General features: G+C 63.2%; 15 protein-coding genes. 8 read left to right on the top strand and 7 right to left on the bottom strand.

Annotated features, from left to right (window positions below; genetic code table 11):
• Nucleotides 1-2: 2 nt before the first annotated feature.
• Entirely contained in the window at nucleotides 3-677 is a 675-nt protein-coding gene (locus tag VIQ49_RS14275) for a helix-turn-helix domain-containing protein (RefSeq protein WP_331885670.1), read from the bottom strand.
• A gap of 172 nt (nucleotides 678-849) precedes the next feature.
• Here VIQ49_RS14275 and VIQ49_RS14270 point away from each other — a divergent pair, with 172 nt between their 5' ends.
• Nucleotides 850-1671, top strand: coding sequence for a class I SAM-dependent methyltransferase (locus VIQ49_RS14270; protein ID WP_331885668.1), 822 nt, complete (start codon nucleotides 850-852; stop codon nucleotides 1669-1671).
• Nucleotides 1672-1806: 135 nt separating this feature from the next.
• Entirely contained in the window at nucleotides 1807-5259 is a 3453-nt protein-coding gene (locus VIQ49_RS14265; RefSeq protein WP_331885666.1) for a protein kinase domain-containing protein, read from the top strand.
• Nucleotides 5260-5277: 18 nt separating this feature from the next.
• Here the strand turns inward: VIQ49_RS14265 and VIQ49_RS14260 are convergent, their stop codons facing one another.
• Together VIQ49_RS14260 and VIQ49_RS14255 are read right to left on the bottom strand one after the other, a co-directional pair.
• Nucleotides 5278-6507 (bottom strand): polysaccharide deacetylase, encoded by a 1230-nt coding sequence (locus tag VIQ49_RS14260; RefSeq protein ID WP_331885664.1) that lies wholly within the window; start codon nucleotides 6505-6507, stop codon nucleotides 5278-5280.
• A gap of 91 nt (nucleotides 6508-6598) precedes the next feature.
• Complete coding sequence (locus VIQ49_RS14255; protein ID WP_331885662.1) at nucleotides 6599-7252, bottom strand: QsdR family transcriptional regulator; 654 nt, start codon at nucleotides 7250-7252, stop codon at nucleotides 6599-6601.
• A 63-nt stretch (nucleotides 7253-7315) separates the two neighbouring features.
• Here VIQ49_RS14255 and VIQ49_RS14250 point away from each other — a divergent pair, with 63 nt between their 5' ends.
• A complete protein-coding gene (locus VIQ49_RS14250; RefSeq protein ID WP_331885660.1) occupies nucleotides 7316-8548 on the top strand; it encodes an acyl-CoA dehydrogenase family protein in 1233 nt (410 codons plus the stop codon).
• Entirely contained in the window at nucleotides 8548-9696 is a 1149-nt protein-coding gene (locus tag VIQ49_RS14245) for an acyl-CoA dehydrogenase family protein (protein WP_331885658.1), read from the top strand. Before VIQ49_RS14250 ends, VIQ49_RS14245 begins: the two co-directional genes overlap by 1 nt.
• Nucleotides 9697-9709: 13 nt before the next feature.
• On the opposite strand, the gene VIQ49_RS14240 is transcribed toward VIQ49_RS14245, so the two are convergent.
• The gene (locus VIQ49_RS14240; protein ID WP_331885704.1) at nucleotides 9710-9994 is read right to left on the bottom strand and encodes a 4a-hydroxytetrahydrobiopterin dehydratase; all 285 of its coding nucleotides are present in this window, start codon (nucleotides 9992-9994) and stop codon (nucleotides 9710-9712) included.
• Between the two features lie 249 nt (nucleotides 9995-10243).
• On the opposite strand from VIQ49_RS14240, the gene VIQ49_RS28950 reads away from it, so the two are divergent.
• Nucleotides 10244-10522: a DUF6461 domain-containing protein gene (locus VIQ49_RS28950; protein WP_414731638.1), complete on the top strand. Its 279-nt coding sequence runs from the start codon at nucleotides 10244-10246 to the stop codon at nucleotides 10520-10522.
• A gap of 143 nt (nucleotides 10523-10665) precedes the next feature.
• Here VIQ49_RS28950 and VIQ49_RS14235 read toward each other — a convergent pair whose 3' ends face one another.
• On the bottom strand, nucleotides 10666-11247 hold the full coding sequence (locus VIQ49_RS14235; RefSeq protein ID WP_331885656.1) for a TetR/AcrR family transcriptional regulator: 582 nt from the start codon (nucleotides 11245-11247) through the stop codon (nucleotides 10666-10668).
• Between the two features lie 333 nt (nucleotides 11248-11580).
• Between VIQ49_RS14235 and VIQ49_RS14230 the strand changes: the two genes are divergently transcribed.
• Entirely contained in the window at nucleotides 11581-12912 is a 1332-nt protein-coding gene (locus tag VIQ49_RS14230; RefSeq protein WP_331885654.1) for an NtaA/DmoA family FMN-dependent monooxygenase, read from the top strand.
• 40 nt (nucleotides 12913-12952) lie between these two features.
• Entirely contained in the window at nucleotides 12953-14452 is a 1500-nt protein-coding gene (locus VIQ49_RS14225) for a DHA2 family efflux MFS transporter permease subunit (RefSeq protein WP_331885652.1), read from the top strand.
• A 144-nt stretch (nucleotides 14453-14596) separates the two neighbouring features.
• On the opposite strand, the gene VIQ49_RS14220 is transcribed toward VIQ49_RS14225, so the two are convergent.
• Nucleotides 14597-15787, bottom strand: a complete 1191-nt coding sequence (locus VIQ49_RS14220) for a thiolase family protein (RefSeq protein WP_331885650.1) — start codon at nucleotides 15785-15787, stop codon at nucleotides 14597-14599.
• 88 nt (nucleotides 15788-15875) lie between these two features.
• The gene (locus tag VIQ49_RS14215; RefSeq protein ID WP_331885648.1) at nucleotides 15876-16682 is read right to left on the bottom strand and encodes a TIGR03084 family metal-binding protein; all 807 of its coding nucleotides are present in this window, start codon (nucleotides 16680-16682) and stop codon (nucleotides 15876-15878) included.
• Nucleotides 16683-16988: 306 nt separating this feature from the next.
• Here VIQ49_RS14215 and VIQ49_RS14210 point away from each other — a divergent pair, with 306 nt between their 5' ends.
• Complete coding sequence (locus VIQ49_RS14210; RefSeq protein ID WP_331885646.1) at nucleotides 16989-17825, top strand: mycofactocin-coupled SDR family oxidoreductase; 837 nt, start codon at nucleotides 16989-16991, stop codon at nucleotides 17823-17825.
• Nucleotides 17826-17909 lie beyond the last annotated feature (84 nt).

The following is a 17909-nucleotide window of genomic DNA, read 5'->3' as shown; positions in this document are numbered from 1 at the left end:
CCTCAGACCGGGCGGGGGATCCTCGACATCTGGCCCTGACCGATCCAGTCCGGTACCTCGCTTCGAATGTCGCGGGCGGCATTGATCTCGACGTCACCGGTCTTCATGGCGGAGGCCCAGGACCGGTCCCCGCGCCAGATCGCGGTCAGATCCCGCAGTGTCGCGTCCACGGTGGCGTCGACGTCGAACCCGGGGTCGTAGTCGCAGACATCGACGTCGCCGCCGGAGACCACGAGCCACCAGCGGGAGGCCTTCGGCGCGACCCCGGTCAGGCGAAATGCCACCACTGTTCGCGATCGGGGCCACTGATCGACGGGAACGGTACGGCGCATGTCCCACATCAGCAGATGGGGATCGAGGTCGGCCTCGCCGAGTTCCCCAATCCAGCGCATGCCCCACGAGTTGAGCGCCTCGACAACCGTCGACAGCTCCTTTCCACACGGTGTGAGCGTGTATTCCGTTCTGCCGCCGTCGATGTCGCGACTAATTATTCCGGCGCGCTCGAGAGTGCGCAGTCGTTTGGACAGCAGCGCGGGTGACATTTTCGGGACCCCACGCCGAAGTTCGTTGAAATGACTACTGCCGGCCAACAGTTCGCGTACCACCAGGAGCGTCCACCGCTCGTCGAGAACCTCCATGGCTTTGGCGACGGGGCAGAACTGACCGTATCCAGGCATCGGGACTCCTTGCGTTGTCTTGTGCAAGTACACACCCACTGCGTTGCCGACACCAGTACAGATGCAGAACCTGAGGCGGTACAGATCTGGAACTGGATCATGCGGCGGAGTGGTCGCAGGATCGAAGGTGCCAAGAAATCGCAACCAACACCGCCACACGAAGGAGTCCGGCATGGCAACACAGACAACAACCCCCGACGCGATCAAGGTCAAGCATCGCGCATTATGGGCGTCCGGGGACTATCCCGCGGTGGCGACACAGGTGATCGCAAGCCTTGGACCGACACTCGTGGAAGCAGTCGGGATCCGGGAGGACGAGCGCGTACTGGACGTGGCTGCGGGTTCGGGCAACGCGGCGATCCCCGCTGCCGAGGTCGGCGCGGAGGTGGTCGCGAGTGACCTGACCCCTGAATTGTTCGCGGCCGGGCGGCAACTGGCCGCCGAACGTCAGGTCGAACTGACGTGGCGTGAGGCCGATGTCGAGGCACTTCCGTTCGAAGACAAGAGCTTTGACGTGGTGATCTCCTGCGTGGGCGCGATGTTCGCTCCGCATCACCAGGCGTCGGCCGACGAGATCATCCGGGTCTGCCGCTCCGGCGGTCGGATCGGATTGATCAACTGGACGCCACAGGGGTTCATCGGCCAGATGTTCGCGACGATGAAGGCCTACGCCCCGCCGCCGCCCCCCGGTGCCCAGCCACCGCCGTTGTGGGGTGACGAGAAGCATGTGCGAGAGCTCTTCGGTGGCCGGATCGCCGAGGTGACCGCAACCAAGCAGACGCTGAAGGTCGACCGATTCGACACGCCAGAAGAATTCCGGGAGTTCTTCAAGGAAACGTACGGTCCGACGATCGCGGTCTACCGGGCCAACGCCGAAAACCCGGATGCGACAGCGGCTCTGGACACAGGTTTGGCCGACCTCGCCCGAGCCGCACTCACCGACGACGGTGTCATGGAATGGGAGTATCTGCTGGTCACCGCAACTGTTCGGTGACGGATGCGATCTTGCCCGGGAAGAAGCGTCGCGAGCAGCCTCGATCTGCGTCGATCGATTCGATCTGATCGGGCGACAACCGCGATAGGCTGGATATGCAGTTGGTATCCGCGCTCGTAGTCGATCGAGGCAGCCATGGCCGAGAACGATCCACAGACGACCCAGCGCGATGTCGTACACGACATCGCTGGGGAGCTGGTCAGTGCGGGTTTCGAAGACCCCGATCTGATCGGTCAGGGCGGATTCGGCGCCGTGTATCGATGTTCGCAGCCGGGGCTGGATCGGGTTGTCGCGGTGAAGGTACTCGCCGATCATCTCGACGACGGCAATCTCGTCAGGTTCGTGCGCGAGCAGCGCGCAATGGGCCGGCTGTCCGGACATCCCAACATCGTGAACATCCTCGAGGTGGGGAGCACACCGGGCGGCCATCCGTTCATCGTCATGCAGTATCACCCACATGATTCGCTCGATGCGCGAATCCGGAAGCAGGGCGCGCTGGACTGGCAGGACGTGCTCCGCGTGGGCGTCAAGGTGGCCGGTGCCCTGGAGACGGCACACCGCACCGGTACGCTCCATCGCGATGTGAAACCGGGAAACATCCTGCTCACCGAGTATGGCGAGCCGCAGCTGACGGACTTCGGCATCGCCCGCATCGTCGGCGGTTTCGAGACCGGCGCCGACATCGTCACCGGATCGCCGGCGTTCACCGCTCCGGAGTTGCTGACCGGAGCAGATCCGTCCGTGGCCTCGGATATCTATGGTCTGGGCGCCACGTTGTTCTGTGCCCTGACCGGTCACGCTGCCTTCGAGCGGCACAGCGGCGAGCAAGTCGTCGCTCATTTCCTGCGGATCGCCGCCGAACCTCTGCCCGATCTGTTGGAGACCGGCATCCCGGGTCCGGTGGCCCGGGTGATCGAATGGGCCATGGCACGCGAGCCGGGTGACCGGCCGGCGTCGGCCGCCGAATACGGCGAATCGTTGCGCGACGCCCAGCGGGAGCTCGGGGTCGGTGTGGACGAGATGGCACTTCCCGCGGCCCGGTCCGATGATCCGATCGCCGCGGGTCCTGAGCGGCGGGTTCGTTCCGGTATCACCACCTCGCCGCCGACACCGTCGACCAAGTTTCGTCCGCCGCTTCGGCCGCGCGCTCAGGTTCCCCGATTGCGCCTGATGGAAATCCTCCGCGCCGGAAAGTGGCGAAGACTCGTCCTCATCCACGCTCCGGTGGGGTACGGGAAGACCACGGTCGCCACCCAATGGGCGGAAGAGCTCTACAACACCGGTGTCCCGGTGGCGTGGCTGACGGTGGACGACGACGACAACGATCCGGCTCGATTCCTGGCCAATCTCGTGGAATCGCTGCGGCGCGCGGAGCCGGTGATCGTGGGTGATCTGGCCGAGGTCATCGAACAACACGGCGCCGAGGCCGAACAGTACGTGCTGACATCGCTGATCAACGAGATCCATGCCCGTGGTGAGCGGATCTCTGTCATCGTCGATGACTGGCATCGCGTCACTGACGCCCGGTCGATCGGCGCCCTGGGGTTCCTGCTCGAGCACAGCTGTCATCACCTTCAGGTCATCATCACCAGCCGCACGCGATCGGGGCTGCCGATCAGTCGGATGCGGGTCAGCGACGAACTGGTCGAACTCGACATCGCCGGGCTGTGTTTCAATGCCGATGAGGCCCGCTCGTTTCTGCTGGACGTGTCCGGCCTGGACCTGCGCAACGACGAAGTGACACAGCTCTGGAGTTCGACGGACGGGTGGGCGGCTGCGTTGCAGCTGGCGACATTGTCCCTGCGCGGCTCGAAGTCGCCGTCGGATCTGATCAGCCACATATCTGGCCGTCATCACGCCATCGGCGACTTCCTCGCCGAGAACGTGTTGTCCACACTGGAACCGGCGATGGTCAACTTCCTACTCGCAGTATCGGTACCAGACCGCATCTGCGCGGGTCTGGCCACTGCCCTGAGCCTGCAACCGAACGGGCAGGCGCTACTGGAGGACGTCGAGACGCGAGATCTGTTCCTGCGGAGACTGGACCAGGACGGCGACTGGTTCCGCTTCCACCCGATGTTCGGTGAGTTCCTGCGTCGTCGATTGGAACGTGATCAGCCCGATTCGGTCACGTCGTTGCACCGCAAGGCATCTGACTGGTTTGCCGATCACGCCATGGTGGCCGAGGCAGTCGAACACTCGCTGGCCGCCGGCGACACCGAACGGGCCGTCGAGCTGGTCGAGGTCGACGGCCGAACGTTGATCGAGCAGTCGAACGTGCCGACCTTGCTCACGATGGTGAACAAGCTACCGCGCGCCGCGGTCGCCGCGAGTCCTCGAATTCAGTTGTGGCTCGGCTGGGCAAATATGCTGCTCAATCGCGCCGAACTCGCTGACGCAGCACTGGCAGCGGTCGATCGGGCACTCGCGCATATGCCCGACTCAGATCATTCAGCGACAGAGATGCGGTGGGAAGCGGCCATCATCGCAGCGTGCAACGGCGCGGGCAACGATCGCATGGAGAGCCACGATGACCTCATCGCCGATCCGGTTTCGGAACCGGCCGACTTGCCGCCCTTTGTTGCTTCGGCCTTGGCGAACGTTCGGACAACGAGGGCCACGTCTCGATTCGACTTTGACGAGGCGCACCGATGGCAGCAGTGGGCGATTCCATACCACCAACAGAACTCCGGCCCGCTCGCGGTGATGTATGGCTTGGCGCTCGACGGAATCGCCTACTTCGAACAGCTCGAGCTGGTCGAGGCGGAGCGGCGTTTCCGGAGTGCGTTCCAGGTTGCTTCGGGTAGCGCGATGGCCACACCGTCGAACGGGGCCCGCATTGCGAGCGCGCTGCTGGCACAGGTTCGCTACGAACGCGGGGACGCGTCTGAGGCAGGCGCATTGCTCGACGCGACGTTCAATCTCGATGCGGAAGAGGGTGCGGTCGACATGATCATGGCGCGCTACGGGACAGGTGCAAAGGTGAGGTTGATACGCGGCGAAAAGGATGCGGCAGTCGACCTTCTCGATCGAGCGGCCGATATCGCCGAACGCCTCGAAGCGCCACGATTGCGGGCGTTTGTCGAAGCTGAGCAGATGACCCTGAACCTCCCGTCCCGGCGCGGGATCCGGGCTCGTGTCGACCATGCCCACCGTGCTCGATCACCGGTTGGCTTCTCGGCTCTGGTTGCGCAGCTCGAAGAGGAGGTTGCAATTAGATTGTTACTCAACGAATTCGGCGATGGCGAAGCAACCTCTGACAGTGTGTTGGCGTGCCGGTGGGCGCAAGAATGGGTCGATCGGATCGATGGAAGCCACCGGGCGCGAGCGGCTCTGCGCGCCGAACGGCTGTTGGCGACCTGCCTGTCGGCGGCAGGCCGAACCGACGAGGCGACGCGTCAGGCCGCCGCTGTTCTGGTGCGCTGTGCCCGCGCCGGGATGGTCCGCTATCCACTCGACGGTGGCGCGACGTTCCGTGCAGTGGTCCAACAGATCCACTCCGACCTCGCCGAAGGCGCGGCAGTGGACGCTCCCGGCGTCCCGAGGTCGTTTCTCGACGAGGTCATCACGCAGCAGGGCGGATTCTAGAAAGCGCCGCGAGCACTGTCAGTTGTTCGCGTCCACCGCCACCGGGGGCAGGGCGATCCATGGTGCCAGTGCTGCCTGGTCCTGCATCTCGATCCACGCGATCACGTCCTGGTATGTGGCACAGATGGTTTCCGGATTATCGCAGACCTCACGCATGAAGTCCGCGGTGGCGGGATTGAAGGCATTGCCACTCCAGTCGTTGAAGTGGTTGGCGATCACCAGCGGTGCCCGGTTTCCCTCGTACGCACGCTGATACATGTAGTCATACGACCGCTTGACTATCTTGCGAAGTTTCGGGGCGTCCTGGGGTCTGTCCTTCGCCCCGTTGACGGTGTACCAGTAGTTGTAGTCGAGCGCGGTCTGCCGATGATTGAGCGGCGGTGACCAGGTGTAGGGGACCGGGAACTCCCAGACACTGCCCACCTTGGTGGGCCAGTAGACCCCGGGTTTGCGAGCCGATTTGGACGAATCCCAGTTCATGTCGTGCGCGCCCAGCGCTGGAAACAGTTGGCCCATCCCGCCTTCGAGGCAGGGGGTACGACCGCCCTTGACGACCTCGGTGCCGAAGGCGAGATCTGGGGCATCCGATATGTTGTTGATCTGCTTCCAGTCACTCATCAGCCGGAAGAACTCATCGAGTTCGTGGTTCCATTCCGCGGTCGACCAGTCTTTGCCGGGATTCTTGGTTCCCGCGCACCAGTGTCCGACGTAATGGGTGCCCATCTCGTGACCGTCGTACCAGGTCTTGTTCAGATACTCGACCTGCTCGATGACCTCCGCTTTGGTGCCGCCGAACGGGAGGGCGGATTCGCCGGGTCCGTATCCGGGGCCCCGGTATTCGGTCTTGTTGTCGTCGGCAAGGAAGTACAGCCCGGTCATCAGTGCGGTGAATCGGGCGTCGACCTCGTCGGCGGTCTTCAGGAACAGATCCCAGTTCTCCGATACGCCGACACCGTCGAACGAGAAGAGGATGAACTGGGGCGGCTGTTCACCGACGGCGAGCTTTTCCATCGGAACATTGCTCGCTCTGCGTTCTGGTCCGCCGTCGTCGGACGAGCCGTCACCCGAATCGTCGGAGTCCGAGTTGTCCGTGCCTGCATCGGACCCACCGAGGGCAGGCTGCGCAGCGGGCTCGACGTAGCCCAGTAGCACGTCGGGCCGCTCTGCACCGCAGGCTGACAAGAGCGAAATCGCCATGGCAAAGACGAACGCCCGCACCTTCGCGCTGCGGCTGAGATGGATCTGCACCCTGGTACGCCTTTCGCCAAGGGCAGCCGGCAGGCAACTGGCCCAGACCTGGATTCGGCCGAGCCTAACATCCGAAATGTCCGCTTTGCCCTTATGACACGGCCAGGACCTGGGAATTTGCTGCGCCGTCACCGGGTGGGCCCTGGCGACGCCCCGTTGAGCAGGCGCCCGCCAGCAGCATCGCGACCATGGCCGTCGCCTGGTCGGGTGCGGGCGGTACGCCGGTGATCATGTCACTCCAGATGAAGGATTCGCAGACGCGAACGATCGCGTACGCCAGTGCGCTGATGTCGACGTGCGGGCCGATCTCGGGAATCGCTCTGAGTCGCACCTCATTCCACTCGATGAGCCGGCCCTGGACGACGCTGTACCGGGTGCTCAGCACCCGCAACGCGTACTCGGGATCGTCGGAGACGAAACGGGAGAGCGGGCGGTAACCCCGTACCGCCGCGGCCATCTCGCCATGGTTGTGCACAAACTGTTCGATGGTTTCGGGACAGCCCTCGCGAACCTCCACGCGACGGAGCGCTTCGGCCACGATGCGCCACACGACCTCACCGATGATCATCTCGCGACCCGAAAACCACCGGTAGATGGTCGCCCTGCCGATCCCGAGTTCGCGGGACAGTTGCTGGACGTCGACCCGCCGGCTGTCGCGAAACCAGACGTGGGCGAGGTCGATGACGTCGTCTCTCGTCGGGCGCGGTGACGAGGCGTCGCGACCGTTGACGGTTCCCTGAGACATAAGTAGATTTTGTCTCTGGTGACCTCGGTGGTCAACCGATCTGTAGAAACGCGGGGAGCGCAGATGGATTTGAATTGGTCGCAGTCCGACGCGGCATTCCGGGACGAGGTGGTCGCCTTCCTCGATGAGAAGCTCACGCCGGACCTGCGGGAGGCGGGCCGGCTCATGACAAGCGTCTACTCCGAGCACGAGGCGAGCATGGAGTGGCAGCGCATCCTGCACGAGCGTGGCTGGGCGGCTCCGGCCTGGGCGGTCGAGCACGGAGGTTGTGATTGGAGCCTGACCCAGCACTACATCTTCGGGCGGGAGTCCATCCTGGCGGGCGCGCCGTCCTTGTCTCCCATGGGGATTCGAATGGTGTCGCACGCGATCGCCGCATTCGGCACCCAGGAGCAGATAGATTTCTTCCTGCCGGGCATCCTCACCGGCGAGGTGTTCTTCTGCCAGGGATACTCCGAGCCGGAGGCAGGTTCGGATCTGGCGTCATTGACGATGGCCGCCGTCGACGAGGGCGATGACCTGGTCTGTACCGGAAGCAAGATCTGGACAACCCATGCGGCCGAAGCCAATTGGATGTTCTGCCTCGTGCGTACGTCGAAGCAGGCAAAGAAGCAGCAAGGGATAACCTTCCTCCTGATCGACATGACCTCACCGGGCATCGAGGTTCGACCACTGGTCATGACCTCGGGAGAGCAGGTACAGAACCAGGTCTTCTTCGACGGAGTGCGGGTTCCGAAGTCGAATGTCATCGGCCAGATCGACGACGGTTGGACCGTTGCGAAGTATCTGTTGGTCTTCGAGCGCGGTGGGGCAGCAGCAGCACCCGCGCTGCAGGTGATGGCGGAATCGGCGGCCCAGGCGGCAGCGGATGTACCCGGTCCGGATGGACGGCCCCTCATAGCAGACCCACTGTTCGCGGCCAAGCTCGCGGAGGCAAGGATCCGGACGAAGGTCCTGGAAATCCTCGAATACCGGACGTTGTCGGCGATGGCGTCGGGTAAGGATCCCGGCCCGGCGTCGTCGATGCTGAAGATCCTCGCGACCGAACTCAGTCAGAAACTCACCGAGATCACACTCGAGGCAGCCGGACCCCGTGGCCGGGTCTATCAGCCCCACGCGGCGCGGCCGGGTGGTCCCATCGCCGAGTTCTCCGTACCGGCAGGCGTATACGTCAGTGGCGAGCGATGGCAGGCCGTCGCGCCGCTGCGCTACTTCAATGATCGGGCCGGTTCGATCTACGCCGGTAGCAACGAAATCCAGCGAAACATTCTCGCCAAAGCAGCATTGGGGCTCTGATGGACTTCAGCCTGACAAAAGAGCAGGAACTCCTGCGCGACAGCCTCGGTAAGTTTCTGGCCACGCGGTACGGGCTCGAGACCAGTCGTGCCGCGGTCAAGACGGGCAAGGGCTGGCAGCCGGAGATCTGGGCGAGCTTCGCCGATGAACTCGGCATTCTCGGCGCCACCCTGCCCGAAGCCGACGGTGGACTCGGCGGCGGACCCGTCGAACTCATGATCGTCACCGAAGCCCTCGGACATGCGCTGGTGGTGGAGCCGTTTGTCGACACCGTCGTGATCGGTTCCGGTCTGCTCCGGCGGGCCGGCGGTGACCGGGCCGCGCGAATCGTCGACAACATCGTCGTGGGCACGGCCATCACCGCATTCGCCGCCACCGAGCCGACCTCGGGGTACACGTACAGCGATGTCTCCACCACGGCGCGTCGTGACGGCGACGAATGGGTGATCAACGGCGTCAAGGCAGTGGTGAGCAGTGCGCCGCTGGCCAACCATCTCCTGATCACGGCCCGGACCTCGGGTTCGCAACGCGACACCGACGGCATCTCACTGTTCGTGGTGGATGTTGACCCGGACGATCTGCCCGCGGGCATCGAGAGCCACCGGTACCGCACGATCGACGATCGTCAGGCCGCGGATCTGACGTTCACCGACCTGCGGGTACCTGCCGATGCGCTGCTCGGCGCCGAGGGCGGTGCCTGGACCTCGATCGACAAAGCGATCGACGAGGCCACCGCCTCGGCAGCCTCAGAAGCAGTCGGTCTGATGCGAAAGGTCCTGGCGGACACCGTCGAATACGCCAAGCAGCGCCAGCAGTTCGGGCAGGCGATCGGCAGCTTCCAGGCGCTTCAGCACCGGATGGTCGACATGTACATGGAGCTCGAACAGTCGATCGCCGCGGTGTACCTCGCGGTGCTCAATCTCGAGGCGGACCCGGTGGAACGATCCTTGGCGGTCTCGGCGGCCAAGGCGACGATCGGACGTTCCGCACGATTCATCGGGCAGAACGCAGTCCAGTTGCACGGCGGTATGGGCATGACCGAAGAGCTGGCGATCGGCCACTATTTCAAGCGGCTCACCGCCATTGAGTACGAGTTCGGTCCGGCCGACCAGCACATCGCCCGGTACGCAGCGCTCACCGCGCACTGAGCAGACGTGCGAGTCAGGGGGCGAGATCGTCGATCTGATGGGCGAGTTGGGTGTCTTTCCCGGTGATCCCGCCCTCTGAATGCGTGCTCAGGGTGAACGTGACGGTGCGCCAACGGATGTCGATGTCGGGATGATGCTGGGCGGCTTCTGCCGCCTCGGCAACACGATCGACCAGCGTGATCGCCGCCGGAAAGTCGGGGCATTCGATGGTACGAGTCAATGAATCGCCGGTACGCGACCAGAAGGTGAGGTCGGCAAGGGCCTTGGTGATGTCGGGTTCGCTCAGTAGACCAGCCATGACCTGATGCTGCCAGTCGCCCGAGACTCGGGCAATACCCCGGACCTTGTACGCCTCTTCCGTCATGGACCGATGGTGCCCCATAAGGGCGATCGTCCTGAGGCCGCGCGCGGGTCAGCGAGTTCGCAGCGCTCGAACCGGTCAAACCGAGGATTGGTTGCACCCAGTTCGCTGGTGTGGCCGATGTTGGTGACGGGTGGAGACTCATGATTCAGCACACAGCGACTACCTCGTGTTGACGGGCGATGGATGCGACCGACTATCGAACAGCACGAGGTGGTCGGCTGTTTCAGCAACGTCGATGCGTTGTCGCGTTTTGTCTGGTGGCGCGCCGGCGAGTGCCAGGTGTTGTTGGAACCGATGATGCCGTCGTGGAATCTCTCGACGCAGCGGCATCATCTGGCATTTACGCCCGTCGCCGCGACATCAGGTCTTCCTGCGCTAATTCCAATTAGCGCAGATGCCCTGGCCCGCAGACTGTGCCAGGGCGTTGTCGGAGCACCAAAACCGAACAATCAAGGCGCCTGATAGCCGGTAGGAGAGCATGGCTGCGACAGGATCTCCACTTTGCCGGTGAGCAGGCGTTGTGAAGCAGGCAGCCTCGTTACTTGGTGAGCAACGGGATTGGCAAACCCTGCTCAAAGCAAGCTGTCGCATCGCTCACGTGGCTGTCAGTCGATGACCCAACCCGAACGCAGTAAGCTCGCCAAGGCAGTGGCCGTTGATTTGTCGGCCATGGCCGCGTTGCTCACCCAAGCTGTAGCCAAGACTCCCAGAAAGAGGTCCCGGCCGCGGACGCCACTTCGAGCACCACCCGCTTCTTGCGCCGCTTCGAGAAACTTGTCGGTACTGGTGATGAAACCCTGGCACGTGATTGTCAGTGCAGATGTTCTCTCCGACAATGCTTCTCGCAGTGGCTCGGACAGACCGTCGAAAGCTGACACCCACACGGCAAGAGCGTCGAGCCATTCCGACAACGCGGTATCGGGATCCAGCCGCTCCTGCTCGATTGCCTGCCGCTTGGCCTCGAGCTCTCGGTCGCGGGTTTGCAACAGCTCGGCCAGTAAGCTCTCCCTCGTTGGAAAGTGACGGTACAGAGTCCCGGGGCCCACTCCCGCGCGCTTTGCGATGGTGTCCATCGACCCGGTGACGCCGTTCGCGGCAAACACCTTCTCGGCGGTTTCGAGTATGTGCGCTCGGTTCTTACGTGCATCGGCGCGGGGTGCACGCCCCGAGGATGTATCCTGTGCCATCTTCTGCCTCTCGTGGCGGGTGTGCAACGAGAATACCTCCAGGCCGAGATATATGGAGACACCCTCCCCTTGCAATGTGAGGGTCCGCCACCCGCTCGGGACAGTGATGTCCGGATGGCCGCAACTTCCGCTCGTGGCCACGTAGGTCGGCAGCGCGAGTGGTCTCCGCCTCACGAACACCGCCCGGTTGACAAACAGGAGAGTGTCTCCGTATGTTACGAAGCATAATCGGAGACGGGCTCCGATTGTGGCGCGTAGTGCGATTCGGTTCGAACAGATTCGTGCTTCGACGAGTCGAGATGCCCGCTCACCCTTGCTGATTGAAGGAGCGTTATGACCCGCTCGTCAAACAAAATTCTGCTGGCTCTTCAAGTCGCCAACGGTTACGGCTCCCAGCCGGGCGCTTGGCGCATGCCGGGGGCCGATCCGGCGAGTTACGGCGATATGGATGTGATCGTGCGTCACGCGCAGGCCGCCGAGCGCGGAAAGGTCCAGATGATCTTCTTGGCCGATACTCCAGCGCTCGAGAACGATCTGGAGTCGATGGCGCCGCATCATGCCACCGACCCGCTCGTTGTGCTGACCTCTATCGCGCGGGGGACGGAGAAGATAGGGCTCGTGGCCACGAGCTCGACAACGCTCAACGAGCCGTACACGATTGCGCGTCAATTCAAAGCCCTCGATGTGGCCAGTCACGGCCGCGCAGGATGGAACGCCGTCCCGACCTCGAATGCAGCGGCCGCGGCCAACTATGGCATCCAACTGCCTTCACGCGCGCAGAAGTACGAGCGCGCCCACGAGGTTGTTCAGGTCGTTCAGGCGCTGTGGGGTAGCTGGGGGATCGACGCCTGGGTACGCGACGTCGACAGCAGGCGTTTCGCCGACATGTCCAGAATCCAGCCGGTCAACCTCAAAGGACGCTATGTGGCCTCGGCTGGACCGTTGCCGATCCCACCCTCGGAGCAGGGACAACCCGTGATCTTCCAGGCCGGAGGGGGTGGCAACGGTCTCGAGATCGCCGCCCGGTATGCCAGCGGCGTCTACGCCAACCCCTTTTCGATCGAAGAGGGTCGTGCACATCGAACGGCCCTTCGCGCAGCCGCGGAGCGGGCTGGACGCAACCCTGACGAAGTGAAGCTGTTCGCCGGCTTCATGCCGACTGTTGCTTCTTCGCGCCGCGCTGCACTGGATCGCCGCAGAAGGCTCGATGAGTCTGTGGATCTGAATCAGAAAGTTCGATACCTGGGAGCAATGCTCGGGTTGTCGTTGCGGCCGGCTCAGCTCGACCAACCTCTCACCCCACAGCAGCTCGCCGACGCCCGACCCAGTGCAGGCGATCCGCGGGCCCCGCATGCACTCGAGGTGGCACGCGAGGGGTGGACCTTGGCCGATGTATTGGCGCACGGCGTCATCGACTACCACCCTGTTGTTCCGGGAACCGCCACCGAGATCGCCGACCACATGCAGGAATGGTTCGAAGCAGGCGCATGCGATGGGTTTTCGCTGGCGATTGATGTGTACGCAGACGGTATCGACGCGTTCGTGGACCAAGTTGTCCCGATCCTACAGGCGCGCAATCTCTTTCACGACGATTACGAGGGTGCGACTTTGCGTTCGCACCTCGGCGCTCCGCCCCAGTACGGCCAAGACCCCCGACTTTCCTGAACCAGAACACCCCACACCTGAACTGCGGAGAAAACACGTCATGCCCAATTCCACACCAGCGGTTGCGAATCCCGACCACCCGACCAAAGACGGCGGTCCCGGCGACCGGCTTGCACCAGGGAGTGCCCTGGTCATCGGCCTGCTCATGGGCTCGACTTTCCTGGTCCTACTGAACGAAATGCTGTTGGGTGTCGCGCTGCCCACACTGATCGCCGACCTCGGCATCACCCCTTCGTCGGGACAGTGGCTGACCACGGGCTATCTGCTGACGTTGGCTGTGCTGATCCCCGCGACCGGTTACGTGATGCGACGGTTCCATCTGCGCACCATCTTCTTGACGGCGATGTCGTTGTTCATCGTCGGCACCGCGATTGCGGCTTTCGCGCCGGGCTTCGGTGTCTTGCTCGTGGGCCGTGTAGTGCAGGCTGCGGGTACGGCTGTGTTTGTCCCGTTGCTGATGACAACTGCGATGCGTCTGATTCCAGAGGCCCGCCGTGGCGCCATCATGGCGATTGTCACCGCCGTACCGGCGATTGCGCCCGCCGTTGGCCCCGCGGTATCGGGGCTGGTGCTGAGCTTCCTCGAGTGGCGGTGGCTGTTCATCCTGGTTCTGCCGCTCGCCGTTTTTGCCCTGGTGCTGGGAGCGTTCAAGCTCAAGAACATCACAACGCCCGTACACGCCACCCTCGACGTGTTCTCACTGCTTCTGTCCGCAATCGGGTTCGGCGCGCTGGTGTTCGGGCTGTCGTTGATCGGTGAGTCCGCTTCGGGCCACGCACTGATGTCGCCGATCCTCCCGATAGCCGTGGGCCTCGTCGGATTGGTTGCCTTTGTCATTCGGCAGCAGGCCATTCGCCGGCGCGGTCGCGACCCCCTGATCGATATGCGTATTTTCCGCACCAAATCCTTTGTGGTGCCTCTGATCGTGATGATGTTCGTGGCATTGAACGGCTTCGGCATCCTTCTTGTTCTGCCGCTCGTGCTCACCGGCGCACTTGGAATGGGAACACTCGCAGTCGGACTGTTTCTCGTTCCCGGTGGCGCCATGATCTCCCTCGTCTCGGCGGTGGGAGGCCGGATCTACGACCGGTTCGGGCCGGCGCCGCTGATCATCCCGGGTTCGATGATCTGGACTGCGAGTATCTGGTACCTGAGCACCCTGAACGAGACCAGTGGGGTGTGGCTCTACTTGGTTGCGTACCTCGTGATGTCCGGCGCGCAGGCGATGATGTGGGCACCGCTGACCACCTTGGCTTTGTCCTCACTACGATCTGACCTCTACCCATATGGCAGTGCCGCATTCACGACCGCGCAGCAACTCGCCGGAGCCGCCGGCGGCGCGGTCCTGGTGTCCGCGTACACAATTGGGGCGGACGCTGTCAACGCCGGCAGGCTGAGCGTAGCGGAGGCCGTCGATGCCGGTCAGGCTGCCTTCACCGCGGGCGGGATCATTGCCTTCGGTGCGATTGTCGGCGCGATCCTGATCGGCCGACGCAAGGCAGCGCCCGTCGCCTCAGACGTCGCTCTCCAGGACGCTTGAGACGAGGACGGAACCACCTGGATTGCCACTGAAGGGACCACCGGCGCGCCGCGGCGCGGCGGTGGTCCTTCATTTGTTCGTTGGCTCCTCATCGCAAGGGACACGGAAGAGGTTGGGCATGGCCGCTACGGATCTCAGGTGAACTCAGAGCCGTTCGATGATGGTGGCATTGGCCATGCCGCCGCCTTCGCACATGGTCTGTAGTCCGTAACGTCCCCCGGTTGCCTCGAGGTAGGCGAGCATCGAACCCAGAAGACGTCCACCAGAGGCGCCGAGAGGGTGGCCGAGGGCGATCGCCCCGCCCGCGGGGTTGAGCCGATCCGGGTCAGTGTCGAAGTGGCTCTGCCACATCAAGGGAACGGGAGCGAATGCTTCATTCACTTCGTAGGCACTGATATCGCTCAGGCGTAATCCGGACCGTTCGAGTACCTTCTCCGTGGCCGGTATCGGGCCTGTCAGCATCAGCAGGGGATCGCTGCCGACAACAGAAAAGCTGTGGAATCTTGCTCTGGGTGTAAGGCCCAGAACGGCTGCTTTCGCTTCGCTCATGATGAGGGCGGCCGATGCGCCGTCGGTGAGTGGTGACGAGTTGCCGGCCGTGATCGACCATTCGATCTCGGGAAAGCGAGCAGACATTTCTGCACTCTCGAATACCGGCCTCAGTCTCGACAGCGACCCGACAGAGGTCCCCGCTCGAACTGTCTCGTCCGAATCCACGACCACTGGTTCGCCCGCGGCATCGGTGGTGGAGACACCGATGATCTGCGCGGACTGCTGCGGTGCGGCCACATCGACGGCCAACCGGTGGGACCGCGCAGCATATTCGTCGAGTTGCTCTCGGTCGAACTTCCAACGCGCGGCGATGATCTCCGCTCCGATCCCCTGCTGAACGAGGCCGGCTGGGTATCGAGTGGAAAGAGGTCCGGTCGAGGGATCCTTGGTACCGGCATTGGAAAACATCGGGGACCGGCTCATCGATTCGACCCCGCAAGCAATTGCGACGTCGTAGACGCCGGCGATCACTCCTTGCGCTGCGAAGGCGGCCGCTTGCTGGCTGGAGCCGCACTGGCGGTCGATGGTGGTCGCCGGAACGGACACCGGAAATCCGGCCGCCAGGACAGCGGTCCGCCCTATGTTGAGCGCTTGCTCCCCAGATTGGGTGACGCAGCCGGTGATGACGTCGTCGATGAGGGCTGGGTCGAGGTCGTGTTTGGTGACGAGTGTCTTCAGCAGATCGGCCAGCAAAGTGGCGGGGTGGACAGCCGACAGCGCGCCGCCCACTTTTCCTTTCGCAGACGGTGTGCGCAAGACGTCGACGATAACTGCTGTGTTCACACGGGCTCCTCGATGTTGGGCGACCAGACCATAATACTGACTATATGTGTCCAAAACAAGGAGCGCCCGCCACCCAGAACGGATGTCGTCAGGCAGGAGGGTGGCGGTGGAATTGTCCGGGATACCTGCCGGGGCCCGGTGGGCCCGCGAAAGCCTGGCCGACAGCCATCCACGTCGCGGCGATGGGTCCGGTCACCTCGAGTGCCGTGTCCGCGACATGCCGCCGTCGGGTGAGGACCAAGCAGAAGTCGTCGATGGGCCCGGTGATCGAATCCGGCGATGAGCTGTCGCCGAACCTCCACCATTCCTTCGACGGCAACGCCAACTTCACTGTGACATCCGTCTTCGGTGGCGGAAGCCCGGCTTTCGCGAAACTGTAAGGACGAGCGAGGCAGGCCAATCGGGCGATGTGAACCAAGCGGGCTGTAGCCGGTCGATCGATTTCGGCGCTGTCAGCGACGTCCTGCCCATGTGCCCAAGTCTCCATCAGGCGAGCTGTGGCCATCGACGCCAGGCTCATCGATGGCCCGTACCAGGGGTATCGAGCGACGGGTGCGGCGGAGTGAAGCGCGAGTAGGAGTGTCTTGCAAGACTTCCTCCAGTGTTCAAGAAGCTGGGGCGAAGTCAAAGCCAGAAGGGGTTGCAGGACTTCCACGCGGTAAGTGTCGGGATCTTGTGCGGCCCTCTGCTGATGGCGCGCAAAGGCTTGCGGGTTGGTCAGTGCCAATGCCGCCGTCGCATCGAAGAACGCGAGGTGGGCGATCTGGTGGCGGTTCGTCCATCCCTCAGCGGGGGTGGCGGCGTGCCAGTCATCGTCGTCAAATGAGCGTACGAGCTCGTCGAGCGACACTTGTTCGGCCGCCAGGTCGTCGATGATTTCGCCTATATCTCGCATACGTCAACTCTCCCAGCCCGGACCTCGACTCGCAGGATTATGGCGTTGTGGCGCAGTAGTTGTGGCGCACGCGTCGATGTACACGGTAGCGGCTTGCCGGGAGAATTGACGATTGTTCGGTGCTTTCGGATAGTGCCCTTCTAAATTTGGACGAGTCATGTCAGTATGAGCGGAGTCACAATCGAGGCGGTAAATGTGACGTGATCCGACAAAAGGCTCGGCGGCCGCGGTGATCGGCCCGAGCAGCAGTTCAAACTGTCACGCTTTCAGGCGTTTCAGACCCCAACGAGAACGGAGCATGACCAAATGGCCGGACGCTTGGAAGGCAAAGTCGCTTTTATTACCGGCGCAGCACGCGGTCAGGGCCGCGCACACGCGGTGCGCCTGGCAGAAGAGGGCGCAGATATCATCGCGGTCGACATCTGCAAGCCGATCGACGTTGTCCCTTACGAGATGGCCACTGCGGAAGACCTCGAAGAAACCCAACGTGCCGTCGAAGCCCTGGACCGTCGAATCGTTATCGGCCACGCGGACGTCCGCGATTCTCAGCTGTTGAGGGCGACTCTCGATGGCGCAGTGGCCGAATTGGGGCGTCTCGACATCGTCTCGGCCAACGCCGGTGTCTGTGGTCCTTTCGCGGTCGGCGAGGAGCTCAAAGATGACGAGTGGAACACGACTGTCGACATCAACCTCACCGGTGTTTTCAACACGGTCCGGGCGGCCATTCCGCATATCAAGGCCGGTGGCCGTGGCGGTTCCATTGTTCTCACCAGCTCCACGGCTGGCCTGAAGGCATATCTGAACGCCTCGAACTACGTTGCGGCGAAGCACGGGGTGACAGGCATGACAAAAGCCCTGGCTCTCGAGCTCGCGCCCCACTTCATCCGGGTCAACAGCCTGCATCCGACGCAGGTCGACACCAAGATGATCCAGAATGAGGCGTTGTACAAGCTGTTCTGCCCGGACATCGAGAATCCGACGAGGGCTGATTTCGAGGCCGTTTCTCTTGGGATGAATGCGATGCCCGTACCTTGGGTGGATGCGGCCGATGTCTCGAATGCCTTGCTGTTCCTGGCTTCCGACGAAGCCCGTTACATCACTGGCGCGGCAATCCCTGTCGATGCGGGCTGTAACTTGATCTGACAGCGGTTTTCAACGCCGATAGGGTCCGGAACAAACGCTCCGGACCCTATCGCTGTTGCTCTCGGTCTACCGCCTCGCCTTGGC

The sequence above is a fragment of the Williamsia sp. genome, from assembly GCF_036566845.1.
Classification (GTDB): Bacteria; Actinomycetota; Actinomycetes; order Mycobacteriales; family Mycobacteriaceae; genus Williamsia.
Note: the sequence above shows the minus strand (reverse complement) of the source record. Positions and strands in the feature narration are given on the sequence as shown.

Coding starts and splice junctions, on each gene's coding strand:
- VIQ49_RS14275 (WP_331885670.1), bottom strand. CDS start 677: ATGCCTGGATACGGTCAGTTCTGCCCCGTCGCCAAAGCCATGGAGGTT.
- VIQ49_RS14270 (WP_331885668.1), top strand. CDS start 850: ATGGCAACACAGACAACAACCCCCGACGCGATCAAGGTCAAGCATCGC.
- VIQ49_RS14265 (WP_331885666.1), top strand. CDS start 1,807: ATGGCCGAGAACGATCCACAGACGACCCAGCGCGATGTCGTACACGAC.
- VIQ49_RS14255 (WP_331885662.1), bottom strand. CDS start 7,252: ATGTCTCAGGGAACCGTCAACGGTCGCGACGCCTCGTCACCGCGCCCG.
- VIQ49_RS14250 (WP_331885660.1), top strand. CDS start 7,316: ATGGATTTGAATTGGTCGCAGTCCGACGCGGCATTCCGGGACGAGGTG.
- VIQ49_RS14245 (WP_331885658.1), top strand. CDS start 8,548: ATGGACTTCAGCCTGACAAAAGAGCAGGAACTCCTGCGCGACAGCCTC.
- VIQ49_RS14240 (WP_331885704.1), bottom strand. CDS start 9,994: ATGGCTGGTCTACTGAGCGAACCCGACATCACCAAGGCCCTTGCCGAC.
- VIQ49_RS28950 (WP_414731638.1), top strand. CDS start 10,244: ATGCGACCGACTATCGAACAGCACGAGGTGGTCGGCTGTTTCAGCAAC.
- VIQ49_RS14235 (WP_331885656.1), bottom strand. CDS start 11,247: ATGGCACAGGATACATCCTCGGGGCGTGCACCCCGCGCCGATGCACGT.
- VIQ49_RS14230 (WP_331885654.1), top strand. CDS start 11,581: ATGACCCGCTCGTCAAACAAAATTCTGCTGGCTCTTCAAGTCGCCAAC.
- VIQ49_RS14225 (WP_331885652.1), top strand. CDS start 12,953: ATGCCCAATTCCACACCAGCGGTTGCGAATCCCGACCACCCGACCAAA.
- VIQ49_RS14215 (WP_331885648.1), bottom strand. CDS start 16,682: ATGCGAGATATAGGCGAAATCATCGACGACCTGGCGGCCGAACAAGTG.
- VIQ49_RS14210 (WP_331885646.1), top strand. CDS start 16,989: ATGGCCGGACGCTTGGAAGGCAAAGTCGCTTTTATTACCGGCGCAGCA.